Origin of the sequence: Anaeromassilibacillus sp. An250, assembly GCF_002159845.1 — a bacterium.
GTDB lineage: Bacteria > Bacillota > Clostridia > Oscillospirales > Acutalibacteraceae > Anaeromassilibacillus > Anaeromassilibacillus stercoravium.
Genome location: NZ_NFJK01000076.1, coordinates 1 through 524, shown reverse-complemented (window position 1 = coordinate 524; position 524 = coordinate 1). Strand labels below are relative to the sequence as shown.

The window sequence follows — 524 nt, the reverse complement described above, 5'->3', positions numbered from 1 at the left end:
GCGTCATACAGCGCATCCACCGCTGCGGTGATGTCCGCTTCCAGGACTTCTTCATCGTCCAGCAGGTCTTCCGCCGCCGCATACGCTTCGTCCAGCGCTTTCAGGCTGTCCGGCGTAAACAGGTCGCGGTTGATGGACTCTGCGATCTCCATCGGGATCTCCAGCTGGCTCTTGTCGCCTGCCACAAAGCTCAGATAATGCAGCGCGTCGATCAGGTCGCTCCATGCGGTGTTGATCTCGTTCTGCGTTGCAGTCTTCTTGGCTTCGACGTCCTTCGCCGCCTGCAAGGCTGCTTCATACTTCTCCTGTACGGATTCCACTGCTTCCGCAGCTTCGTTCGCCCGGCCCTCTGCAATTTCAATTGCAGCGCGCAGGTTCTGCTTGTCTACCACTGTGAAGCCAAGCTCAATCGTCGTGTCCGCGTTCGGCATGGCCGCGCTGTACACATACTCGGCAGCGTCAAAGCTGTCTTCCGCAATGGCTTCGCTGTTCACGGTGACGCCTGCGATCTCGCGGCCTTCCAC

1 pseudogene is annotated in these 524 nt (G+C 59.2%); it reads right to left on the bottom strand.

From position 1 onward, the window contains the following. Positions 1-524 (bottom strand): annotated as a pseudogene (locus tag B5F54_RS17870) (hypothetical protein); the annotation flags it as partial.